This window comes from Amycolatopsis sp. NPDC114504 (assembly GCF_055633595.1).
The window spans coordinates 665,847-687,560 of sequence record NZ_JBVKDU010000002.1; the positions used below are offsets into that span (position 1 = coordinate 665,847).

Below are 21,714 nucleotides of genomic sequence, written 5' to 3' on the forward strand. Positions count from 1 at the left end.
GCTTTTCCGAAGGCCGCCATGCCCGGTGCATGGCGGCCTTCGACGTTCGGGGGTTGCCTCGATTAGGACACGTGTCCTAAGTTTTAGGTCATGCGACCTTTCGTGTTCTTCGATGTCCGGACGTCCGATGCGGACGGCAGCAGGCGGTTCTTCGGCGAACTGCTGGGCTGGCAGACCTCCGGCGCCCTGCTGACCGAAGACGGCCGGCCCTGGGGCGGTCTCACCGAGCTGGCCCCGGACGACGACCGCACGCCGCAGTGGCTGCCCTACGCGCCGGTGTCCGATGTGGACTCCGCGGCGGCGAAGGCGGTGGAGCTGGGCGGAAAGATCGTGCGAGAACGAACGGACCTGCCGGTCGGCTCCCTGGTGGTGGTCACGATCCCGGCGGCGCCGCGCTCGTCCTGTTCCAAGCGGCGTGAAACGACGAAGGGCCGCCCGCGGGCGGCCCTTCGTCGCGGAAAACTCAGCTGAGCGGCCGGAACCCGACCCGCTCGGCGTCCTCGGCGGTCCGGAACCACACCTCGGCCACCATCTTCGGGAACTGCGCCGAATCGTCGGTGCAGTAGCGCAACGCCGTGACGCTCGCCTTCACCTCGAACCCGTCACCCGGTCGTCCGCCGCCGGGCCGCGGCATCGCCGAGCCGGGACCGAACGGACCGGGCGGGACGGCGTCCCCGGCCGCCTGCCGCGCGGGCGGGGGCTCCGGCGCGGCCAGTGCGGCGGCCTGGTTCGGCTGCACCGACGGCTCGAACAGCGAACCGCTGTGCGCGCCGGAATGGTCGGTCTCGCGCCGCTCGACTGTGCGCATCGACGGCTGGATCGGTTGCGGTGCCTCGAATCCACCGCGCAACGCCTCGCGCGGCTGCCGCTTCGGCAGCACCTGCGTCGACTCGGCCGGCGTCTCCGGCGGCACCTCCAGCTCGCCGTTGGCCCCGGAGTCGTCGCCGGCGAACGCGTACTGCGGCTCTTCCTCCGGCTCGTCCTCTTCGGCCTCTTCGGTCTGCTCGCCGCCGACCGACAGGTAGCGCGTGCGCTCCATCGGCTCTTCGAACGCCGACCGTTCGCTCGGCTGCTCGTGGTCGAACCAGTCCGGCGTCGCCGCCGCGGGCGTCTCCCCCGCCGGCGGCTGGAACAGCGAACCGGCCGCGGGTTCCGGGTCGAGCTGCTGCTCGAGCCGCGAAAGCGCCGGCGTGGCGGGCTCGAGCTCGTCCTCCGGCGCCAGGTACTCGGTCGCCGCCGTGCGGTACGGGTCCTCGGGCTCCGGCTCGCTGACCGGAGTCAGGATCTGGGTCTCCGAGGCGCGGTACGACGCGTCGTCGTCGGGCTCCGGCCGGAAGGCGTCGTCGGGCTCCGGGTGCGTCCCCGGCGGCACCTGCGAGTCCAGCTCGGCGAAGTCCGCGTCGATGTCGTCGTGGACGTCATCGCGGTTGAGCGGCGCCGCGGCGACGAGCGTGCCCGGGTAGGACGTCTCCTGCCGCGACGGCGACGGCTCGAACCGCGGCTCCGGCCGGGTGAAGGTCTCGGTGCCCGGCGCGGCCAGCCCGGCGGCGTTCGCGGGGGTCCGCGCGGCGTCGGCGTGGGCCTGCGCCAGCGAACTCTCCAGCTTGCGGACGCTCTTGCGGAGCGGCAGCACCAGCACCAGCCAGGTGAGCAGCACCCCGACGAAGAACGCCGCGAGACTCCACAGCCAAACCTGTCCGAAAATGGACATCTCTTCCTGCCCCTGTTAGTGCGTGCGCGCGACCAGGTAGTCGGCGACCGACTCGCACGCGTCCCGGGCGGGTGACGCGGGCAACGCGGCAAGCTCGGCTCGCGCGCGCTGAGCGTAGTCGGAAAGGGTGACGCGTGCTCGATCGAGTCCGCTACTCGCCCGCAGCAGCTCCAGGGCCTCCTGGACGACGGCGTCGTCGGCGATCGGGCCGGAAAGCAGCTCGGTGAGCCGCGGGTCCGTGCCCGGGTCGGCGAGCGCGTACAGCATCGGCAGCGTCCGGACGCCTTCGCGCAGGTCGGTGCCCTGGGCCTTGCCGAGCTCGTCGGACGGCGAGGCGATGTCGATGATGTCGTCGGAGATCTGGAACGCGGTGCCGATGATGTCGCCGAACCGGCGCAGCGCCTGGATGTGCTCCTCGGCGGCGCCGGACATCATGCCGCCGAAGCGGCCGGACGTGGCGATCAGCGAACCGGTCTTCTGCGCGATCACGGTGAGGTAGTGCGCGACGGCGTCGTCACCCGGTCCGGGGCCGACGGTCTCGCGCATCTGGCCGGTGACCAGCTCGCCGAAGGTCTCGGCGATGATCCGCGCCGCGTCCGTGCCGAGGTCGGCGACCAGGCGCGAGGCGTGCGCGAAGAGGAAGTCGCCGGTGAGGATGGCGATGGTGTTGTCCCAGCGGGCGTTGACGCTCTCGGCGCCGCGGCGCATGTCCGCCTCGTCCATGACGTCGTCGTGGTAGAGCGTGGCGAGGTGCACCAGCTCGACCGCGGCGGCGGCGATCACGACGTGGTCGTCCTGCTTCGGCCCGAACTGCGCGGACAGCAGGGTGAAGAGGGGACGAAAGCGTTTGCCCCCGGCCTCGACCAGGTGCAACGCGGCGTCGTTGACGGCCTGGACGTCACTGCGGACGACTTCGCGCAGCAGCTTCTCGACGTCGGCCAGCCCGGTGGCGATCGCGCGCAGCAGGGTCTCGTCGGCGATCTGCAGGCCGACCGACGCGCGCAGGTCCTCGAGGGCGCCACCCGGCGCAGCGGGGAGGGATCCCGCCCCGGGGGCTGGGGATGGCACAGACACGTCGGCTCCGCTCTACTCGTGCACCGGTCGGGTATTGCCTTGAGCGTAGTGGCTACCCCGCGCCGCCGTTTACCCGCTGTCCTGCGGAAACGGTGACGAACATGACACCTCGGCGGCGCTCGATCCGGAGGGGCCCGCCGCGTGCCGCCGTCACTGTAGGTGAAACAGGGCCGGATCCGGATACCGGCGGGATTACCCACCGGGTGGTTCATGATCCACGAAGGGGTGATCAGCGGTTTCGGGCGCAACGGACGTCGCCGGGGGGCGGATATTCACCTCGAGGAAGAGCGTCGCTCTCCCCGGTCGTCAAGGAGGACGCGATATGCGCAACACGATCGCGAGGCGGGGTGCGCTCGCCGGGACATTGATGGTGGTAGGACTCACCGTGGCCGCGGCGCCGGCCCAGGCCGCTCCCCAGCCGGGCGTGGCCCAGATCGGCTCGGCCGAGTTCACGAAGTCCGGCACGACGGTCACGGTGCCGGTCCAGGGCAAGTGCTCGGTGGACGGCCCGACGAGCGCAACGGCCCAACCGGTGTCGAAGACGGGCATCACCTTCGGCGGCGGCACATCGTCCTGCACGACGACGGTGACGAACCCCGACACGGACGCGACCACGACGACGTCCACGGCAACGGGCAAGAACTTCGAGCTGTCGGCCCTGGTGAGCGCGGGCGGCCCCCGCGTCAAGCTGTCGACGTTCAAGGTGACGTGCACGGCGACCCAGACGCAGACGAACGCGAGCTGGAGCTTCGGAGGCATGTCGGGCATCCCGAACCCCCCGAGCCCGGTCCCGGTCGGTTATTCGGCACCGATCAAGAAGTCCAACGGAACGGTGCTGGCGAACGCGGTGTTCAACACGCAGAACCTCCCGGGTGACGGCAGCATCGGTTTGACGATGTTGCGGATCAATTTCCTCCCGGCATCGGGAATCAGTGGCCAGGTGGTGCTGGGCCACACGTCCTGTTCACCGACCCCGTAGGGGAATCGAAGGGCCGCGGCCGAGGGGGCCGCGGCCCTTCGTTTTTCCCGTCTTTTGGGGCGAGGGAACCCTGGTAGTGTGCGGGCCGTCGGATACGCAGGGTGCCCGGGGCGGAGCACACTGCAAGCTAGGGGAGAGCTGATGACGACGGGGTTGTGCGATGTCTGAGGGTCCGGTCTACGACCCGAACACCCGGCGAGCGCCGTTGCGGGGGTTGACCCACCGCGCGGGGGCTTATGGGGGCGGGGGCGGCGGAGCGGGTTTCGAGTACGACGAGGCGACGCTGCATGAGTTGGTCAAGGAGTGGTCCGACCTCGCGCACGAGTTTCAAGATGATCGTGAGCAAGCTCGGTCCATCGCTACGACCCACGGACCAGGCCTCGAGTACGCAAGCATTGGCAATGCCGACCGAATCTGCGCGTCGGGTGATGCACTCGATCGCGCCCTCCAGCAACGGATGGAGTACTGCCGAGCGATGGCCGCGAAGTTCGTGACGGCGTTGGGCACGTACGCCACGGCAGAGGAAAACCAGGCAACCGAGATCAAGCAGACAGGAGGCACGCTGTGATGCGCCGCCCAGTCGCCTTGTTAAGCGCATCGTTGCTGGCCTTGACAGCTTGTTCGGACACCAAAGCAGGAACCGCTACACCCGTCGTCACGTCGTCGAGTTCGGCGGACACATTGCCGGCTCCCGGCGTGCCCAAAGTCGAGACGCCGGTCGATACAACTCGGCTCAAGCAGGCGCCCTGTGAAGCCTTGACGAGCGAGGAAATCGCCACGCTGCTCGGATCAAGCGCCACAGCCAAGGAGCAGCTGGACGCACCTGGTGGTCCAACGTGCGACTGGCACCCGACTGGCACGACACAGGCGAAAATCGGCGTCATCTTCAACAAGGTGAATCAGGCTGGCCTCACCGGCATTTATGAGAAGCAAGGCTCGACGTTCCGCCTGTTCATGCCCATGGAACCAGTCGCAGGACTACCAGCGGTCGCATACGGGCTGCAGGACGAACGATCCAGCAACGGGCGATGCGCTGTCGCTATCGGTACCAGCGACCACGAAATGATCGATGTCTCCATCACCCAGTCCGAAGTGAACGTGGGCAAGAAGGACCCCTGCGCCGCCGCACATGAAGTAGCCGAAAAGGTTATAGCCAACATCAAGGGGGCGCAGTGATGACCGCTGAGACACCACTGACTGCAGCCGAGATTTACGCTCAGATCACCGGCGGTGAAGGATCGCAGTCGCTATCCAACGCTGAACGCGACGCTAACAACCTGACCAATCGGATGGTTGAACGCGCCCAGCGGATCAGCTCTCTTCGGACCAAGACCATGTCCGGGTGGCAAGGCGGTGCTGGGCAAGCTGCCGCTGATGCCACCCTTCCGCTTGTTCAAGCCGCTGCCGATGATGCTGTTCACCTCAGGACCGCGCAGTCTGCCGTTGGTGCTCAGATGGATGCCTTTGGGACCGTCAAGTACTCCGTCAAGCCCGTTCCTCCGCAGCCTCCTGAGCTCACCTCGGCGGATGTTCTTCATGCCATCAACGGTGATGGTTATGAACCCTACAAAACCAAAGTCGCCGGCTGGCAGGCCGACAGCCAGGCCAACATCGATGCCTTTAGTGCCTATCACTCCGCCAGTGGCACCAATGGTGGGCAGATGCCCGCTCAATACGCTCAGCTCGCCGACTCCGGATCGCCCATTGGGATGACCGATCGGGCTGACCGCACTACCGGCCCCACTGATACCGGTGAGTGGGCTCGGGATCCTCGGCAGCCGCAAGTTCCGTCGCAGCAGAACCGGCAGACCGTCCAACCCGGACAGAACCAGGTTCACAACCAGGTTCAAAACCAAGTCCAGCAACAGACCCAGAACCACAACCAGTTCCAGAACCAAACTCAGCAGCCCGGCGTCAATGATCCGGACGGCACCCACGCCAACAGCTACGTTCCCAAGCCCGTCACGCCTCCCGCCGCCGCTCAGGGTGGGTATCAGTTCGGGCCTACCGGCCAGTCCGGTGGCAACTTTGGTGGGAACAGCGTCTTCGGCCCCGGGGGCTACTCGGGCGGGTTCGGACCGGGGACGGGGACCGGATACCAACCGGGAACGAATACCGGCACCGGGTACCGACCAGGAACGGGAACAAGCACGGGCACAACGCCAGGACAACCCGGCATGCGAACCCCCGGAGCGAACACCGGCGCCCGCATGCCCGAGGAACGGCTCCCCGGCGGGGCTGCCACCCGAGGGGCCACCGGACAGCGGGGCGCCAACGGCATGCCCATGGGCGGCCCCCTCGGCGGGGGACGTGGCAAAGAAGAAGACCGCGAAAAGAAAAAAGCCCCCTACCTGCAAAACCCCGACCCCGACGAAACCTTCGGTGGCTTCCCGGAAAAGCCGATGCCTCCGGTGATCGGCGAGAAGAAATAACACATGCTCAACGCCGAACTCTCCCTGGACACCCTGCTCACCGCCCTGCGCAACGTCGGCGGTGGCGATCCTCACCCAGTCCTCGCAAAAGGACTTCGCTACATCCCGCCGTCCGCGAAACAGCACATAAACCGGGAAGCCTTCGAGGAACTCAGCGAACTCGGCTTCATCCAGGGCAACGGCTTCACCCCGGAATTCGAAGACGTCCTGCACCTCATCGACAGCCCGGCGACCGCACTTCACGGCTACGCCCGAGACGAGACCGCCCAACGTGGCATTCTCGTCGCCGCCCGTGGACGCTCCATTGTCTCCGTCGTCTGTCTGGGCGATCGGGTTGAACTCAGGGGTGTGGAGACAAGCCCGGAAGACGCTCTGGTGGCGAACCTGCCGCCATACGAGCCGGCGCCCATCAAGCCCTTCTCGCTGCCGAAGGAAGACTTCGAAAAGGCCGAAGAGAGCGACATCTTCGACGACGCCCCCGCCCGGAGCCGGGAAGCGCAGGAACTCGACGCCTTCTTCCGGCAGCCGCACTTCGGCCTTGGGCAGCTCTACGCCGGGGCCGCCACCGTCAACTACCTCGACCTCGAAGCCGGACGCGTCGGGATCGCGCTCGACGGCGACTACATCAGCGTCCTGCCCGGTGAACCGAAACAACTGAGCCAGAAACTGAAAGCCGCCGCTCCCAACTGACAGGAGCGGCGGCCGGAGAAAGCAACGACTCAGGAAGCGAAACCGCCCGCGCCCGCCCAGCCCAGGGCGAATGCCGGGACCAGGCCGAGGATCAGCGTCACCGCTGTGCCCAAGAAGATCGCCGTTCCCGTGCCGAAGCCCGGGACCGACACCGACGGGCCGTCGGCCGCCGGCTCGGAGAAGTACATCAGCACGATCACCCGCAGGTAGAAGAACGCCGCCACCGCGCTGAACACCAGGGCCACCACCACCAGCGGGGCCATTCCGTCCGACAGCGCCGCCGAGAACACCACGAACTTGCCCACGAAACCGGATGTCAACGGGATCCCGGCCAGGGCCAGCAGCAAGAACGTGAAGACCCCGGCCACCAGCGGTGACCGCTTCGCCAGCCCGGCCCACGCCGAGAGGTGCGTCGCCTCGCCCGAGGAATCGCGGACCAGGCTGATCACGCCGAACGCCGCCAGCGTCGTGAAGCCGTACGCCAGCAGGTAGAACAGCGTGCTCGACAGCCCGTCCTTCGTGATCGCGATCGCGCCCACCAGCAGGAAGCCCGCGTGTGCGATCGACGAGTACGCGATCATGCGCTTGACGTCCGTCTGGGTCAGGCCCAGCACCGCGCCGATCACCATCGAGATGATCGCGACGCCCCAGAGGACTCCGCGCCACTCCCAGCTGGTCGAGCCGAACGCCACCGACAGCACCCGCAGGATCCCGCCGAACGCCGCGACCTTCGTGCACGCCGCCATGAACGCCGTCACCGGCGTCGGCGCTCCTTGGTAAACGTCCGGGGTCCACGTGTGGAACGGGCCGACCGAACCCTTGAACAGCAGGCCCACCACAAGCAGACCGAGGCCCGCGAACAGCAGCGTGTCCGACCGGTCCGAACCGGCCGCCGCGGCCGCGATGTCGCCCAGCTTCACGGAGTTCGCGTAGCCGTACAGCAGCGCCAGTCCATAAAGGAAGAACGCCGATGAGAACGCGCCGAGCAGGAAGTACTTGACCGCCGACTCTTGCGACAACAGACGCCGCCGACGCGCGAGGCCGCACATCAGGTACAGCGGCAGCGACAGGACTTCCAGCGCGATGAACATCGTCAGCAGGTCGTTCGACGCGGTGAACGCCATCATGCCGCCGAGCGCGAACAGCATCAGCGGGAAGACCTCGGTCTGCATGACCGTCGCCGTCTGGGCGCGGTCCTGGACCGTGCCCGGGCGGATGCCGGCCTGCGCGACCAGCGCGCCGCCCGGCTCGACCACGCGGTCGGAGATCAGCAGCACCGCGCCGACGGCCAGGGCGAGCAGCGTGCCCCAGAGGAACAGCGCCGGCCGGTCGATCGAGATGGCCCCGCTGAACGTCTTGACGCCGCCCGCGGGCGCGTCACCCGTGGCGTAGATGAACAAGCTCGCGCCGGCCACGACGATCGCCGCCAGGCTCAGCACGACCTGCGCGCCGAACCGAGAGCGCTTCGAGGCGAACGCCTCCACCAGCACGCTGAGGCACGCCGCGCCGAAGACGATCAGCATCGGCAGGACTGCCGGGTAGTTCACCGACGGCGTCACGATCGGTGGCTCCGGCGCCTGGGTCAGGAGGATGTCGAGCACGGTTACTTGCCTCCCTGGACCGCGGACAGCGTCTGCTGCACCGTCGGGGTGACTGTGTCGAGCACCGGCTTCGGGTAGAAGCCGAGGACTAGGACCAGCACGACCAGCGGCGCCAGGATCGCGATCTCGCGGCCGTTCAGGTCCGTGATGGCCTTCTTGACGCCCAGCTCCGGCGCCATCGCGGTGGCTACAGCGCCACCCGACTCCACGCTGGTCGGGGTGGGAGGCCCCGTCGGGGCCGGCGACAACACAGCATCACCGCGGACCGGGCCCTGCATGACGCGCTGGTAGAGCCACAGGACGTACGCCGCGGCCAGGACCATGCCGACCGTGGCGAGGATCGTGTACACCGGCTGGTCGACATACGCCCCGATGAGCACCAGGAACTCCGAGACGAAGGAGTTGGTGCCCGGCAGCGAAAGCGTCGACAGGCCGGCGAGCAGGAACAGGCCGGCCAACAACGGCGTCACCTTGGCCATGCCGCCGTAGTCCGAAATGCGAGTCGACCCGCCGCGCGCGACGACCAGGCCGATCACCACGATCAGCATGCCGGTCGCGATGCTGTGGTTCAGCATGTACGTCGCCGAGCCGACCATCGCCTGCTCGTTGAACGCGAAGATGCCGAGCGAGATGAAGCCGAAGTGGGCGATCGAGACGTAGGCGATGAACCGCTTCATGTCCCGCTGCCCGGCCGCGAGGATCGATCCATAAAGGACACCGATCACCGAGAGCACCAGCACCAGCGGGGCGAGGGTCTTGCTCGCGTCCGGGAACATCGGCAGGCAGTAGCGCAGGAACCCGAACGTGCCGACCTTGTCCAGCACGCCGACCAGCAGGACGGCGACGCCGATCGGCGCCTCCCCCGCCGCGTCCGGCAGCCAGGTGTGGAACGGCACCAGCGGCGCCTTGATCGCGAACGCCAGGAAGAACCCGAGGAACAGCCAGATCTGCGTGGACAGCGGCGCGTCGCGGACGACCGTGACGAGCGTGGCCCAGTCGAACGTGCCGTGCCCGAGCTTGTCCTTCGCCAGCGAGTACGCCCCGATCGCCGACGCCAGCATGATCAGGCCGCCGAGGAACGAGTAGAGGAAGAACTTCACCGCCGCGTACTGCCGGTTCGCGCCGCCGTAGCCGCCGATCAGGAAGTACATCGGGATCAGCATGATCTCGAACAGCACGTAGAACAGGAAGACGTCGGTCGCGGCGAACACGCCGATCGTGAGCGCTTCCTGCAGCAGGATCAGCGAGAGGAAACCACCCGCGCTGCGGCCCGGCGGCAGCTTGTCGAGCGTGCCGAGGCCGCCGACGACGATCGGCACCAGCAGCGCGATCACCGCGATCATGATCAGCGAGATGCCGTCGGTGCCGAACGCGATGTGCACCCCGAAGCTCGGGATCCAGTCGAAGCTCGACGTCATCTGCAGCCGCGCGCCCGAAGGCGAGTAGCTGAGCCAGAACGGGATGATCAGCAGGAACTCGAGGATCGAGAACCCCAGCGCGGCCAGCACCGCGGCGCGGTCGTTCCCCTTGAGGAACGCCAGCACCAGGGAGCCGGCGAGCGGCACCAGGATGAGGATCAGCAACCAGGTCATCAGGAGAACCTCACCAGCAGGAGAGCCGCCAGAAGCAGGAACGCGCCGCCCAGCATCGAGAGCGCGTAGGACCGGACGAACCCGGTCTGGAGCCGCCTCAGCCGGCCGGAGCCGCCGCCGAGGGAGGCGGCCAGGCCGTTGACCGCGCCGTCGACGCCGCGGTTGTCGACGAACACCAGCGCCCGCGCGAGCCAGGTGCCCGGGCGGGCGACCAGCGTCTCGTTGAGGGCGTTGCCGTACAGGTCCTTGCGGGCCGCGCGGGTGACGAACGAGACCCGCTCGGGCCGCTCGACCGGGACGTCACGGCGGAAGATCAGGTACGCGATCACCACACCCAGCAGCGAGAACACGATCGCGCCCGCCGAGATCACGCCGGCGTCCAGCGGCGAGTGGTGTTCCTCCACCAGCTCGCCGACCGAGGGGGTCAGCCACTCGGCGAAGCGGTCACCGAGGGCGAAGAACGCGCCGGCGCCGACCGAGCCGACCGCCAGCACCGCCATCGGGACCCACATGACCGCCGTGGACTCGTGCGGGTGGAAGTCGCGGCCGTCGGAGGACTTGATGTCCTTCCAGCGCTCCTTGCCGAAGAACGTCATCATCATCAGGCGCGTCATGTAGAACGCGGTGAGCCCGGCGCCCAGCAGCGCGGCGCCGCCCATCACCCAGCCGCGCCAGCCGCCCTGGCTGAACGCCGCTTCGATGATCGCGTCCTTGGTGAAGAAGCCCGACAGCGGCGGGATGCCGATCAGGGCCAGGTAGCCGAGGCCGAACGTGATGAACGTGATCGGCATCTTCTTGCGCAGGCCGCCGAACTTCCGCATGTCGACCTCGTCGTTCATGCCGTGCATGACCGAGCCGGCCCCGAGGAACAGCCCGGCCTTGAAGAAGCCGTGCGCGACCAGGTGCATGATGCCCAGCGCGTACGCGATCGGCCCGAGGCCGACGGCGAGCATCATGTAGCCGATCTGGCTGACCGTCGAGTACGCGAGGACCTTCTTGATGTCGTCGTACGCGCAGCCGATGATGCACCCCAAGAGGAGGGTGACCGTGCCGACCAGCGTGACGATCAAGCGGCCGTCTTCGGTGGCGTTGAAGATGTCCTTCGAGCGGGCCACCAGGTAGACGCCCGCGGTCACCATCGTCGCCGCGTGGATCAGGGCCGACACCGGAGTCGGGCCCTCCATCGCGTCCGGGAGCCACGCCTGCAGCGGGAACTGGCCGGACTTACCGCAGGCACCCAGCAGGAGCAGGATCGCCATCGCGGTGATCGCGCCCGGCGAGAACTTGCCGTCGGCGACCGCCTGGAAGACCTGCGCGTAGCCGGTCGAGCCCGCGTACTTGAACATGATGAAGATCGCCAGCGCGAGCCCGACGTCCCCGACGCGGTTCATCAGGAACGCCTTCTTCGCCGCGGTCGCGGCGGACGGGCGGCCCTGGTACCAGCCGATGAGCAGGTAGGACGCGAGGCCCACGCCTTCCCAGCCGAGGTACAGCGTCACGAAGCTGTTGCCCAGCACCAGGATCAGCATCGACGCGACGAAGAGGTTCAGGTACGCGAAGAAGCGGTACCGGCCCTCGTCGTCGGCCATGTAGCCGATCGAGTAGTAGTGGATCAGCATGCCGACGCCGGTGATGAGCAGCACGAACGTCAGCGACAGCGCGTCGATCCGCAGCCCGAAGTCGACCTGCAGGGCGCCGGCCGGGATCCACGAGTAGAGCTTGGTGTCCGTCGTGGTGCTCGTGTTCGCCGTGAAGAACAGGATCAGCCCGTAGACGAAGGCGAGCGTGACGGTGGCCGTGCCGAGCAGATGCCCCCAGGCTTTGGCGCGCTTCCCGGCGAGCAGGAGGATCAGGGCGCCGAGAGCCGGAAGGGCCACCAGCAGCCACGATGATGCGGTCACTCGGAGGTCTCCTAGTACTTCAGCAGGTTGGTGTCGTCGACCGAGGCCGAGCGCCGGGTGCGGAAGATGGCCATGATGATCGCCAGGCCGACCACGACCTCGGCGGCCGCGACGACCATGACGAAGAACGCCATGATCTGGCCGTCGAGCCCGCCGTTGATCCGGGCGAACGTGACCAGCGACAGGTTCACGGCGTTGAGCATCAGCTCGATGCACATGAACACGACGATCGCGTTGCGCCGCACCAGCACGCCGACCGCGCCGAGCGCGAACAGCAGCGCCGACAGCAGCAGGTAGTACGTCGGGGTCATGCCTTCTCCCCTTCCGAACCTTCCGGAGCACCCTCGGAACCGACCAGCGCGTGCGCGTCCGGGTGCTCGACGTCGTCCGCGACGAGCTTGCGTTCCTTCGCCAGCTCGATCGCCGACGTGGACTCGATGATCGCCGAGAGCGACTCCGGGGCGACCGAGCCGTCCGGCAGCAGCGCCGGCGTCGCGACCGAGTTGGCGGTGGCGAAGACACCCGGGCCCGGCAGCGGCGACGGCCGGTCGTGCTCACCGCGGAAGCGCAGCAGCACCAGTTCCTTCTGCGTGAGCTTCCCGCCCTTGCCGTGGCGGTCGGTGAAGGCCAGCACCATCGCGCCGACCGCGGCGGTGATGAGCAGCGCCGACGTCAGCTCGAACGGGAACAGGTAGTCGGTGAAGATCAGCCGGCCCAGGCCCTTCGGCCCGCCGCCGGCCGCGGTGGCCGAGTCGAGCGGGACGGCCGGGGTGACGTTGGCCAGCGCCCGGTAGATACCGGTGGCCAGCAGCGCGGCGAGCGCGATGCCGAGCACCGTCGCCGCCAGCCGCTGTCCCCGCAGGACCTCGACGACCGAGTCGGAGCTCTCGCGGCCGACCAGCATCAGGACGAACAGGAACAGCATCATGATCGCGCCGGTGTAGACGATGATCTGCGTGAAGCCCAGGAACGGCGCCGACTGGATCATGTACAGCGCGCCCAGGCTCAGCATCGTGAGCACCAGCCACAGCGCCGAGTGGACGGCGTTGCGGGAGAAGATCATCCCGAGGCCGCCGAGCAGGCAGAGCGGCCCGAGGATCCAGAACGCGATGGCCTCACCGGTCGAGACACCGGCAGCGGCGCCCGTCGGAGCTTGGGCCAGAAGCGCGGAGATCACTTGATGCCCTCCCCGCGAGCCAGCTCCGGACCGTTCACGTAGTAGTCCTGCTCGTTCTCGCCGAGCCGCATCGGGTGCGGCGGCTGCTCCATGCCGGGCAGCAGTGGCGCGAGGAGGTCTTCCTTCGTGTAGATCAGCCGCTGGCGGTCGTCGTCGGCCAGCTCGTAGAAGTTGATCATCGTCAGCGACCGCGTCGGGCACGCCTCGATGCAGAGGCCGCAGCCGATGCAGCGCAGGTAGTTGATCTGGTAGTCCGCGCCGTACCGCTCGCCAGGGGAGAACCGGGCTTCCTCGGTGTTGTCACCGCCCTCGACGAAGATCGCGTCCGCCGGGCACGCCCACGCGCACAGCTCGCAGCCGACGCACTTCTCGAGGCCGTCCGGGTGACGGTTCAGCTGGTGCCTGCCGTGGTACCGCGGGGCGGCGGGTGCGCCGGCTTCCGGGTACTCCTCGGTGGCGACCTTCTTGAACATCATCCCGAAGGTGACGCCGAAGCCCTTGACGGGATCAAGAAACCCCATCTTGCGCTCCTTCCTTTGCGGTACCGACGGCCGCCGGCTTGCGGCGGGCCGCCTTCGCCTCGGCCTTGGCCAAAGCCTTCTGACGCGGGGTGGTCTGCGGGACCTTGAGGTCCAGCGGCGGGACCGGGAAACCGCCACCGGTCACCGGGATGGTCTCGCTCTCCTCTTCACGGCCCGCCGCGCGGACGTAGAAGAACAGGGCGACGACGATGAAGATCGCGACCGCGGCGATGATGATCGACGCGGTGTTCCAGCTGATCACCTTCGCGAAGGTCACCATGACGATCCACACCAGGTTCAGCGGGACCAGGACCTTCCAGCCCAGGCGCATGAACTGGTCGTAGCGCAGGCGGGGCAGCGTGCCGCGCAGCCAGATGAACCCGAACAGCAGGACGAACATCTTCGCGAAGAACCACAGCACCGGCCACCAGCCGGTGTTGAGCACGTTGTTCCCGATCAGCGACAGCGGCCACGGGGCCATCCAGCCGCCGAGGAACAGCGTCGTCGCGAACGCCGACACGATCACCATGTTGACGTACTCGGCGAGGAAGAACATCGCGAACTTCATCGAGCTGTACTCGGTGTGGAAGCCGCCGACCAGCTCCGACTCGGCCTCGGGGAGGTCGAACGGGGCGCGGTTGGTCTCGCCGACCATCGAGATCAGGTAGATCACGAAGCTCGGGATCAGGTAGAGGAACCACGCCGGCTGCTGCTTGGCGACGATGTCGGCTAGGTCCAGCGAACCGGACTGCAGGATCACCGCGACGATCGACAGGCCCATCGCGATCTCGTACGAGATCACCTGCGCCGCGCTGCGCATGCCGCCCAGCAGCGGGTACGGCGAGCCCGACGCCCAGCCGGCGAGCACGATGCCGTAGACGCCGATCGAGGAGCAGGCCAGGATCACCAGCGCGCTGACCGGCAGGTCGAGCAGCTGGAGGACGGTGCGCTCGCCGAAGATCGAGACGACCGGGCCGAACGGGATGGCCGCCAGCGCGATCAGCGGCGGCACCACGCAGATGACCGGGGCGAGGAAGTACACCTTGCGGTCGGCGGTGTCCGGGATGATCTGTTCCTTGAACGGCAGCTTGATCGCGTCCGCCAGGGACTGCAGGTAGCCGTTCGGGCCGACGCGGTTGGGACCCGGCCGGTTCTGCATCCGGCCGACGGCCTTCCGCTCCCAGACGATCAGCAGGATCGTGAAGATCGGGCCGATCAGCAGGATGACCACGGACTTCAGCAGGATCAGCCAGAACGGGTCGTCCGCCAGGAGCGCCGCGCGCGTCGCCGCGTCGGGAACGCTCCCGACAGCGACCTCGGTCAGCAACGGAGTCACTGTTCACCCCCAGCGAGGTTCACCACGGCGCCGTGCCCGGCGCCGAGCGTCTTGAGCACGGCGGAGCCGTCGGAGTTGCCCGGCAGCCACACGACGCCGTCGGGCAGGTCCGCGATCTCCACCGGCAGCGTGATCGCACCGCGTTCGGTGCTCACCTTCACGGTGACGCCCAGCCCTTCGGCGGTCTTCGCGGACAGCCGCGCGACCGGCGTGCGCTGGGTGCCCTTCAGGTGCGGCTCGCCGTCCTGCAGCGATCCGTTGTCGATCAGCTGACGCCAGCTCGACAGGATCGCCTGGCCGGCGCCGGGGGCCGCCGTGGCTCCGCCGGTCTCCGCTTCGACGTTGCCCCAGCGCAGGGCCGAGGCCGGGGCGAGCTTCTCGAAGTCACCGCGGGCGGCGGCCGGCGTCTGCGTGAACAGGTCGGCGTCCATCTCGACGGCGAGGGTGTCGAGCACCCGGCAGTCCGGCAGGGCGCCGGTGCCTTCGATGGTGACGTCGAACGGGCGGGTGCGGCCCTCCCAGTTGAGGTAGCTGCCCGCCTTCTCGTCGGACGCGGCCACCGGGAGCACGACGTCCGCGCGCTCGGTCACCGCGCTGTGCCGCAGCTCCAGGCTGACGACGAAGCCGGCGCCGTCCAGCGCGCGCAGCGCCAGGTCCGGGTCCGGCAGGTCGAACGGGTCGACGCCGCCGACGACCAGACCACCCAGCTCGCGGCCCGAAGCGGCCTTGAGGATCTCCGTCGCGTCGCGACCCGGCGCGGCCGGGATCGGGACGCCCCAGGCGTTTTCGACGGCGACGCGAGCCGCGTCGTCGCCGACCCGGTGGCCGCCCGGCAGCAGCGTCGGCACGCAGCCCGTGGCCAGCGCGCCCCGGTCGCCGGCGCGGCGTGGGATCCACGCGAGCCGGACGCCGGTGCGCTCGACGAGGTCGTGCAGCGCGGAGAACAGGCCGGGCACCTGGGCGGCGCGTTCGCCGACGAGGACGACGGCGCCTTCGCCGCGCAGGCCCTCGTCGAGGTCCGGCGCGTGCTTGGCGATGCCTTCGATGGCCGCGGCTTCCTGGCCGGGGACGCAGGCGAGCAGCTCGCCGAACGTCTTGCGCACCGACGACGTCGTCCACTGTCCCAAGTGGACGACCCGGGTGCGGTTCTTGCGGGCCGCCTTGCGCAGCCGCAGGAACACGATCGGCGCCTCGTCCTCGGGCTCGAACGCCACGCACAGGACCGTGCGGGCCCGCTCGATCTCGCCGAAGGTGACACCGGACTCCGGCGTCACGCCCACGACGTGCGAGGTGAGGAACGCGAGCTCCTCGGCCGAGTGCGGGCGGGCGCGGAAGTCGACGTCGTTGGTCCGCAGCGCGACGCGGGCGAACTTCGAGTACGCGTAGGCGTCCTCGACGGTCAGCCGGCCGCCGGGCAGGACGCCGACGCCGCCGTTGGCGCGGGCCTCGGTCAGGCCGGCGGCCGCGATGCGCAGCGCGTCGGTCCAGGAGGCCTCTTCCAGCTCACCGGTCTCGGTGTTGCGGACCAGCGGACGGCGGATGCGGTCGTCGGCACCCGTGTAGCGGAACGCGAAGCGGCCCTTGTCGCAGATCCACTCCTCGTTGACTTCCGGGTCGTCGCCGGCCAGCTTGCGCTGGACCTTGCCGCGCCGGAAGTCGGTGCGCTCGGCGCAGCCGGACGAGCAGTGCTCGCAGACGCTCGGCGCGGACACCAGGTCGAACGGGCGGGAGCGGAACCGGTAGGCGGCGCTCGTGAGGGCACCGACCGGGCAGATCTGGATGACGTTGCCGGAGAAGTAGCTCTGGAACGGCTGGCCCGACGTCGTGCGCGACGCGAGGTCCAGGACGTCCGCCGTCTCGGCGGTGCCGATCTGCTGGTGGGCGCCGCGTTCGAGGAGCTCGATGAACGGGTCGCCGGCGATCTCGCGGGAGAACCGGGTGCAGCGCTGGCAGAGCACGCAGCGTTCGCGGTCCAGCAGCACCTGCGACGAGATCGGCAGCGGCTTCTGGAACGTCCGCTTGGTGTCCACGAACCGGGACTCCGTGCGGCCGTGGGCCAGCGCCTGGTTCTGCAGCGGGCACTCGCCGCCCTTGTCGCAGATCGGGCAGTCCAGCGGGTGGTTGATGAGCAGCAGCTCCATCACACCCTGCTGGGCCTTGTCCGCGACCGGCGACGTCAGCTGCGTCTTGACGACCATGCCGTCGGCGACGGTCATCGTGCAGGACGCCTGCGGCTTCGGCATCGGCCTGCCGCCCATCTCGACCTCGACCAGGCACTGGCGGCAGGCGCCGGCCGGGTCGAGGAGCGGGTGGTCGCAGAACCGCGGGATGACCGTGCCGAGGCGTTCGGCCGTGCGGATGATCAGCTCGCCCTTGGGGGCGATGACCTCTTCGCCGTCGATGACCAGCTTGACGTGGCCTTCGGGGACCGGCGTTTCGGCCGTCTCGGGCTTGTCGGGGGCGATCGTCATGCCTGCGCTCCCACCAGTTCGCGCTTGTTGCTCTCACACAGAGCCAGGAATTCTTCGCGGAAGTACTTGATGCCGCTCTGGATCGGCGACACCGCGCCGTCACCGAGGGCGCAGAACGACCGGCCGAGGATGTTGTCGCAGACGTCGAGGAGGGTGTCGATGTCCTCTTCGGTCCCGTGGCCCTCGACCATCCGCTCGAGGATCTGCGCGAGCCAGTACGTGCCTTCGCGGCACGGCGTGCACTTGCCGCAGGACTCGTGCTCGTAGAACTGCGTCCACTTCATCACGGCCCAGGGCACCGACACCGTCTCGTTGAAGACCTGCACGGCGGTCGTGCCCAGCATCGACCCGGCTTCCGCCGCGCCTTCGAAGTCCAGGGGAACGTCGAGGTGCTCGGCGGTGAACATCGGGGTGGACGAGCCGCCCGGGGTCCAGAACTTGAGCGGGACGCCGTCCTTCATGCCGCCCGCCATGTCGAGCAGCTCGCGCAGCGTGGTGCCGAGCGGGCACTCGTACTGGCCAGGCTTCTCGACGTGGCCGGAGATCGAGTAGATCTTCGGGCCGGGCGACTTCTCGCGGCCCATCTCGCGGAACCAGCTCGACCCGCCGTTCACGATGAACGGCGCGCTCGCGATGGTCTCGACGTTGTTGACCGTGGTCGGCGCGGCGTACAGACCGGCGGCCGCGGGGAACGGCGGCTTGAGCCGCGGCTGGCCACGACGGCCCTCCAGCGAGTCGAGCAGCGCCGTCTCCTCGCCGCAGATGTACGCGCCCGCTCCCGCGTGGACGGTGATCTTGAGGTCGAAGCCCGAGCCGAGGATGTTCTCGCCCAGGTAGCCCGCCGCTTCGGCCTCGCGCACGGCCGCGTTGAGGCGGCGGATGCAGTGCAGCGCCTCGCCGCGGACGTAGATGAAGCAGTGGTTGGAGCGCATCGCGTACGAGGCGATGATGCAGCCCTCGATGAGCGAGTGCGGGTCCGCCATCATCAGCGGGATGTCCTTGCACGTGCCCGGCTCGCCCTCGTCGGCGTTGATCACCAGGTAGTGCGGCTTGTCGAAGTTCGGCGGCATGAAAGACCACTTGATGCCGGCCGGGAAGCCCGCGCCGCCGCGGCCGCGCAGGCCCGAGTCCTTGACCAGCTGGACGAGCTGCTCCGGCGTGCCGGCGAGCGCCTTGCGGACGGCCGTGTAGCCCTCCAGCGCTTCGTACGTCCCGATCTGCCAGGAGTTCGGCGACAGCCAGCGCTTCGTGAGGACCGGCGTAATGGGATCTGCCATTACTTCTTCTCCCCATCTTTAACAGGCACAGCAGGAAGCGGGACGTCCTGGGCGACCGGGGCGACCCAGCCGCGGTCCTGCGCGAGCTTCGCGCCCCGCAAGGTTTCGACAGCCTGCGAAGGGCCGTCGACGTCCGTGCGGTACTGGCGCTCGTCCTCCGGGAAGAACCCGGCGAGCTGCAGCTCGGCGGCCTTGAAGCTCGACAGCGGGGCGCCGCGCGTCGGGGCCGGCTTCTTGCCCGCCCGCAGCGCGTCGACCAGCGCGACGGCCTTGTCCTCGGTCTGGTTGTCGAAGTACTCGTAGTTGACCTGGATGACCGGCGCGAGGTCGCAGGCCGCGAGGCACTCGGCGTGCTCGAGGGTGACCGAGCCCGGCTCGTTCGGCGTGCCCGCGGTCTCGTTGTGCCCCAGCGGCTCCTCCTCGGAACCGAGGTGCGTCTGGAGCTTCTTGTAGATCGCGTCGCCGCCCATGGCCGCGCACAGCGTGTTGGTGCAGACGCTCACGAGGTGCTCACCGCACGGACGCCGCTTGTACATCGTGTAGAACGTCGCGACCGCGCTGACCTCGGCGTCGGACAGTTCGAGCTGCTTCGCGCAGAACGCGATGCCCTCCTGGCTGACGTAGCCCTGCACCGACTGCACGAGGTGCAGCATCGGCAGCAGCGCCGAGCGCGACACCGGGTAGCGCGCGATCAGGTCCTGCGCCCGGGCGACGACGCCGTCGTCGAAGATGTCTTCGAGCGGGGTGTCGGCCAGGATCCCTTCGGCGACCGCGGGATCCGGCGCGATGGCGATCACGTCGACGTCGCCACCGGCGGCCGCGTGCGTCCGGTCCGCCGCGTTCGGCCCCGGTTCCGGGACTGCGGTGCTTGAGGTCATCGGTCCACTCCCCCCATGACGGGGTCGATCGAGGCGATCGCGGCGATCACGTCCGCGACCAGGCCGCCTTCGGCCATGGCGGGCATCGACTGCAGGTTCACGAAGCTCGGTTCGCGCACGTGGACCCGCAGCGGCCGCGTGCCGCCGTCGGACACCAGGTGCGCGCTCAGCTCGCCGCGCGGCGACTCGACCGAGGTGTAGACCTGCCCGGCCGGCACCTTGAAGCCCTCGGTGACCAGCTTGAAGTGGTGGATCAGGGACTCCATCGACTGGCCCATGATCTTCTTGACGTGCTCGAGCGAGTTGCCCATGCCGTCGCTGCCGATCGACAGCTGCGCGGGCCAGGCGACCTTCTTGTCCTCGACCATGACCGGGCCCGGCTCGAGCTTCTCCAGGCACTGCTCGATGATCTTGAGGCTCTCGTGCATCTCGTGCACCCGGATCAGGTAGCGCGACCAGCAGTCGGCGCCGTTGTCGACCGGGACGTCGAAGTCGAACTCGTCGTAGCAGGAGTACGGCTCGGTCTTGCGCAGGTCCCACGGCAGGCCGGCGGACCGCAGCACCGGGCCGGTGACGCCGAGCGCGAGGCACGCGTCGACCGGCAGGTACCCGACGCCCTTGAGCCGGTTGCGCCAGATCGGCTGCCCGGTGAAGAGCTTGTCGTACAGCGGAAGGCGTTCCTTCATCGTCTTGACGAATTCGGTGACCTTCTCGCGGTAGTCCTCGGGCATGTCCTGCGCGAGGCCGCCGGGGCGGATGAACGCGTGGTTCATGCGCAGGCCGGTGAGGTGCTCCAGCAGGTGCAGGACGACCTCGCGCTCGCGGAAGCCGAGCGTCATCGCGGTGGTGGCGCCGAGCTCCATGCCGCCGGTGGCGATGTAGACCAGGTGCGAGCCGATGCGGTTGATCTCCAGCAGCATCACGCGCAGCAGCTGCGCGCGGCGCGGGGCCTCGATCTGCAGCAGCTTCTCGACGCCGAGGCAGTACGCCATCTCCGTCGAAAGCGGGGCCAGGTAGTCCATGCGCGTCACGAAGGTGACGCCCTGGGTCCAGGTCCGGTACTCGCAGTTCTTCTCGATGCCGGTGTGGAGGTAGCCGATGACCGACCGCAGCTGCGTGACGGTCTCGCCCTCCATCTCCAGCACGAGCCGGAGCACGCCGTGCGTCGACGGGTGCTGCGGGCCCATGTTGATGACCATGCGCTCGTCGTGCGCGGCGTCGGCGATGACGTCGTCCCAGTCGCCGCCGGAGACCGAGTAGACGCGGCCTTCGGTGGTGTCGCGCGAGTCGGCCTCGGGGACTGGGGTGGTGTCTTCGTTAATCGTCACGAGTACGACCTCCGCTGGTCCGGCGGCGGGATCTCCGCGCCCTTGTATTCGACCGGGATCCCGCCGAGCGGGTAGTCCTTGCGCTGGGGGTGGCCGTCCCAGTCGTCCGGCATGAGGATGCGGGTGAGCGCGGGGTGACCGTCGTAGACGATGCCGAACATGTCCCAGGTCTCCCGCTCCTGCCAGTCGGCGGTCGGGTAGATCCCGACCAGCGACGGCACGTGCGCGTCGTCGACGTCGAGGGTGACCTCGAGCCGGATGCGGCGACGGTACGTCAGGGACGTGAAGTGGTACACGGAGTGCAGCCGCTGCGGGACGTCGACGCCGTAGTCCACCCCGGACACCGAGCTGAGCAGCTCGAAGCGGAGACCGCCGTCGTCGCGAAGCACCTTCGCGATTTCGGCCAGCTTCTCGCGGGCGACGTAGAAGGTGATCTCGCCGCGGTCGACCGTCGTCTGCAGGATCGCTTCGGCGGGGATCTTGTTGTCCGACAGGGCCGCGTAGAACTCGTCGGCGAACTGGTCGAACCAGCCGCCGTACGGGCGCTCGGCCGGCGCCGGGTTATAGGCCGGGAGCCGGACGCCGCCGTAGCCGGAGGTGTCGCCGGTGCCGTGGACGCCGAACATGCCCTGGCGTTCGCGGCCGGTGACGACCGGTTCGGCGGGGCGGGTGCCCCGCGGCTCGAGGCCGCCTTCGGGACGGTCGGCGCTGGACTGCTCGCCGCCGGTCTCAGGAGTTTCAGTCAT

General features: G+C 68.7%; 20 protein-coding genes. 6 read left to right on the top strand and 14 right to left on the bottom strand.

Translation table 11 applies throughout. The features are described 5' to 3' along the window. Positions 1 to 90 precede the first annotated feature (90 nt). Positions 91 to 471, top strand: coding sequence for a VOC family protein (locus ACZ7PG_RS14865; protein WP_470239605.1), 381 nt, complete (start codon positions 91 to 93; stop codon positions 469 to 471). Here the strand turns inward: ACZ7PG_RS14865 and ACZ7PG_RS14870 are convergent. Continuing rightward, entirely contained in the window at positions 464 to 1,711 is a 1,248-nt protein-coding gene (locus tag ACZ7PG_RS14870; RefSeq protein ID WP_470239606.1) for a sunset domain-containing protein, read from the bottom strand. The genes ACZ7PG_RS14865 and ACZ7PG_RS14870 overlap by 8 nt on opposite strands. Before the next feature lie 15 nt (positions 1,712 to 1,726). Beyond that, positions 1,727 to 2,779, bottom strand: a complete 1,053-nt coding sequence (locus ACZ7PG_RS14875) for a polyprenyl synthetase family protein (protein ID WP_470240763.1) — start codon at positions 2,777 to 2,779, stop codon at positions 1,727 to 1,729. 328 nt (positions 2,780 to 3,107) lie between these two features. Here ACZ7PG_RS14875 and ACZ7PG_RS14880 point away from each other — a divergent pair, with 328 nt between their 5' ends. The 5 genes from ACZ7PG_RS14880 (at position 3,108) to ACZ7PG_RS14900 (ending at position 6,886) form a co-directional block, all read left to right on the top strand. After that, a complete protein-coding gene (locus ACZ7PG_RS14880; protein ID WP_470239607.1) occupies positions 3,108 to 3,764 on the top strand; it encodes a hypothetical protein in 657 nt (218 codons plus the stop codon). Positions 3,765 to 3,924: 160 nt separating this feature from the next. Then, positions 3,925 to 4,332 (top strand): hypothetical protein, encoded by a 408-nt coding sequence (locus ACZ7PG_RS14885; RefSeq protein WP_470239608.1) that lies wholly within the window; start codon positions 3,925 to 3,927, stop codon positions 4,330 to 4,332. Further along, positions 4,332 to 4,940 carry a DUF3558 domain-containing protein gene (locus ACZ7PG_RS14890; RefSeq protein ID WP_470239609.1) on the top strand — a complete coding sequence of 203 codons (609 nt, stop codon included), beginning with the start codon at positions 4,332 to 4,334 and terminating at the stop codon, positions 4,938 to 4,940. The genes ACZ7PG_RS14885 and ACZ7PG_RS14890 overlap by 1 nt, the downstream gene beginning before the upstream one ends. Continuing rightward, positions 4,940 to 6,196 carry a PPE domain-containing protein gene (locus tag ACZ7PG_RS14895; protein ID WP_470239610.1) on the top strand — a complete coding sequence of 419 codons (1,257 nt, stop codon included), beginning with the start codon at positions 4,940 to 4,942 and terminating at the stop codon, positions 6,194 to 6,196. Before ACZ7PG_RS14890 ends, ACZ7PG_RS14895 begins: the two co-directional genes overlap by 1 nt. Before the next feature lie 3 nt (positions 6,197 to 6,199). Then, entirely contained in the window at positions 6,200 to 6,886 is a 687-nt protein-coding gene (locus ACZ7PG_RS14900) for an ESX secretion-associated protein EspG (RefSeq protein WP_470239611.1), read from the top strand. A 29-nt stretch (positions 6,887 to 6,915) separates the two neighbouring features. On the opposite strand, the gene nuoN is transcribed toward ACZ7PG_RS14900, so the two are convergent. The 12 genes from nuoN to ACZ7PG_RS14960 are packed head-to-tail and all read right to left on the bottom strand — an operon-like array spanning position 6,916 to position 21,714. Further along, on the bottom strand, positions 6,916 to 8,487 hold the full coding sequence (gene nuoN / locus ACZ7PG_RS14905; protein WP_470239612.1) for an NADH-quinone oxidoreductase subunit NuoN: 1,572 nt from the start codon (positions 8,485 to 8,487) through the stop codon (positions 6,916 to 6,918). 2 nt (positions 8,488 to 8,489) lie between these two features. Continuing rightward, positions 8,490 to 10,079 carry an NADH-quinone oxidoreductase subunit M gene (locus tag ACZ7PG_RS14910; protein WP_470239613.1) on the bottom strand — a complete coding sequence of 530 codons (1,590 nt, stop codon included), beginning with the start codon at positions 10,077 to 10,079 and terminating at the stop codon, positions 8,490 to 8,492. Continuing rightward, positions 10,079 to 11,980, bottom strand: coding sequence for an NADH-quinone oxidoreductase subunit L (gene nuoL / locus ACZ7PG_RS14915; protein WP_470239614.1), 1,902 nt, complete (start codon positions 11,978 to 11,980; stop codon positions 10,079 to 10,081). Before nuoL ends, ACZ7PG_RS14910 begins: the two co-directional genes overlap by 1 nt. Positions 11,981 to 11,991: 11 nt before the next feature. Further along, a complete protein-coding gene (gene nuoK, locus ACZ7PG_RS14920) occupies positions 11,992 to 12,291 on the bottom strand; it encodes an NADH-quinone oxidoreductase subunit NuoK (RefSeq protein ID WP_003081840.1) in 300 nt (99 codons plus the stop codon). Continuing rightward, complete coding sequence (locus tag ACZ7PG_RS14925; RefSeq protein ID WP_470239615.1) at positions 12,288 to 13,157, bottom strand: NADH-quinone oxidoreductase subunit J; 870 nt, start codon at positions 13,155 to 13,157, stop codon at positions 12,288 to 12,290. Before ACZ7PG_RS14925 ends, nuoK begins: the two co-directional genes overlap by 4 nt. Beyond that, the gene (gene nuoI, locus ACZ7PG_RS14930) at positions 13,154 to 13,678 is read right to left on the bottom strand and encodes an NADH-quinone oxidoreductase subunit NuoI (protein WP_013222460.1); all 525 of its coding nucleotides are present in this window, start codon (positions 13,676 to 13,678) and stop codon (positions 13,154 to 13,156) included. The genes ACZ7PG_RS14925 and nuoI overlap by 4 nt, the downstream gene beginning before the upstream one ends. Further along, positions 13,665 to 15,014, bottom strand: a complete 1,350-nt coding sequence (nuoH, locus tag ACZ7PG_RS14935; RefSeq protein WP_470239616.1) for an NADH-quinone oxidoreductase subunit NuoH — start codon at positions 15,012 to 15,014, stop codon at positions 13,665 to 13,667. The genes nuoI and nuoH overlap by 14 nt, the downstream gene beginning before the upstream one ends. Next, a complete protein-coding gene (locus tag ACZ7PG_RS14940; RefSeq protein ID WP_470239617.1) occupies positions 15,011 to 17,485 on the bottom strand; it encodes an NADH-quinone oxidoreductase subunit G in 2,475 nt (824 codons plus the stop codon). Before ACZ7PG_RS14940 ends, nuoH begins: the two co-directional genes overlap by 4 nt. Beyond that, a complete protein-coding gene (nuoF, locus tag ACZ7PG_RS14945; RefSeq protein WP_470239618.1) occupies positions 17,482 to 18,762 on the bottom strand; it encodes an NADH-quinone oxidoreductase subunit NuoF in 1,281 nt (426 codons plus the stop codon). Before nuoF ends, ACZ7PG_RS14940 begins: the two co-directional genes overlap by 4 nt. Next, positions 18,762 to 19,640, bottom strand: a complete 879-nt coding sequence (gene nuoE, locus ACZ7PG_RS14950; RefSeq protein WP_470239619.1) for an NADH-quinone oxidoreductase subunit NuoE — start codon at positions 19,638 to 19,640, stop codon at positions 18,762 to 18,764. The genes nuoF and nuoE overlap by 1 nt, the downstream gene beginning before the upstream one ends. After that, on the bottom strand, positions 19,637 to 20,968 hold the full coding sequence (locus ACZ7PG_RS14955) for an NADH-quinone oxidoreductase subunit D (protein ID WP_470239620.1): 1,332 nt from the start codon (positions 20,966 to 20,968) through the stop codon (positions 19,637 to 19,639). Before ACZ7PG_RS14955 ends, nuoE begins: the two co-directional genes overlap by 4 nt. Next, positions 20,965 to 21,714 carry an NADH-quinone oxidoreductase subunit C gene (locus ACZ7PG_RS14960; protein ID WP_470239621.1) on the bottom strand — a complete coding sequence of 250 codons (750 nt, stop codon included), beginning with the start codon at positions 21,712 to 21,714 and terminating at the stop codon, positions 20,965 to 20,967. The genes ACZ7PG_RS14955 and ACZ7PG_RS14960 overlap by 4 nt, the downstream gene beginning before the upstream one ends.

What these genes read in the sequence shown, in the direction of transcription:
- ACZ7PG_RS14940 (WP_470239617.1), bottom strand. Translation starts at nt 17,485, where the DNA reads ATGACGATCGCCCCCGACAAGCCCGAGACGGCCGAAACGCCGGTCCCC.
- nuoK (WP_003081840.1), bottom strand. Translation starts at nt 12,291, where the DNA reads ATGACCCCGACGTACTACCTGCTGCTGTCGGCGCTGCTGTTCGCGCTC.
- ACZ7PG_RS14900 (WP_470239611.1), top strand. Translation starts at nt 6,200, where the DNA reads ATGCTCAACGCCGAACTCTCCCTGGACACCCTGCTCACCGCCCTGCGC.
- nuoI (WP_013222460.1), bottom strand. Translation starts at nt 13,678, where the DNA reads ATGGGGTTTCTTGATCCCGTCAAGGGCTTCGGCGTCACCTTCGGGATG.
- ACZ7PG_RS14865 (WP_470239605.1), top strand. Translation starts at nt 91, where the DNA reads ATGCGACCTTTCGTGTTCTTCGATGTCCGGACGTCCGATGCGGACGGC.
- nuoE (WP_470239619.1), bottom strand. Translation starts at nt 19,640, where the DNA reads ATGACCTCAAGCACCGCAGTCCCGGAACCGGGGCCGAACGCGGCGGAC.
- ACZ7PG_RS14880 (WP_470239607.1), top strand. Translation starts at nt 3,108, where the DNA reads ATGCGCAACACGATCGCGAGGCGGGGTGCGCTCGCCGGGACATTGATG.
- ACZ7PG_RS14870 (WP_470239606.1), bottom strand. Translation starts at nt 1,711, where the DNA reads ATGTCCATTTTCGGACAGGTTTGGCTGTGGAGTCTCGCGGCGTTCTTC.
- ACZ7PG_RS14895 (WP_470239610.1), top strand. Translation starts at nt 4,940, where the DNA reads ATGACCGCTGAGACACCACTGACTGCAGCCGAGATTTACGCTCAGATC.
- ACZ7PG_RS14885 (WP_470239608.1), top strand. Translation starts at nt 3,925, where the DNA reads ATGTCTGAGGGTCCGGTCTACGACCCGAACACCCGGCGAGCGCCGTTG.
- ACZ7PG_RS14890 (WP_470239609.1), top strand. Translation starts at nt 4,332, where the DNA reads ATGCGCCGCCCAGTCGCCTTGTTAAGCGCATCGTTGCTGGCCTTGACA.
- ACZ7PG_RS14960 (WP_470239621.1), bottom strand. Translation starts at nt 21,714, where the DNA reads ATGACTGAAACTCCTGAGACCGGCGGCGAGCAGTCCAGCGCCGACCGT.
- ACZ7PG_RS14910 (WP_470239613.1), bottom strand. Translation starts at nt 10,079, where the DNA reads ATGACCTGGTTGCTGATCCTCATCCTGGTGCCGCTCGCCGGCTCCCTG.
- nuoF (WP_470239618.1), bottom strand. Translation starts at nt 18,762, where the DNA reads ATGGCAGATCCCATTACGCCGGTCCTCACGAAGCGCTGGCTGTCGCCG.